Annotated in this window: 1 protein-coding gene; it reads right to left on the minus strand. The window is 44.8% G+C overall.

What is annotated here, in order from left to right; genetic code table 11:
- On the minus strand, positions 1–112 hold a 112-nt coding region (locus LKX83_RS32835), incomplete at its 3' end, for a sporulation transcriptional regulator SpoIIID (RefSeq protein WP_370639184.1).
- Positions 113–241: the final 129 nt, after the last annotated feature.

The raw sequence follows: 241 nt of genomic DNA on the forward strand, positions 1-241 counted from the left end.
GCACCGTACTTTTCGACACGCCAAACTCTTTGGCAATCTTGCGAACGGTATTACGGGTTTCCACAATGTAGTGGCCGATTTTCATCGTCCGCTCCTTGATGTAATCGTGCACGCCTCTCGCCTCCTAAGCTAATTGGTCAGTGGTCTGATACATATATATTGGGGCAAGGGCTCATATATGCGAAAAAAGGCTGATAGCATGTACTATTCAGCCTTTTTTCTGCATTTTCTCTTATTTTCG

The sequence above is a fragment of the Cohnella baijiui genome, from assembly GCF_020731285.1.
Lineage (GTDB): Bacteria > Bacillota > Bacilli > Paenibacillales > Paenibacillaceae > Cohnella.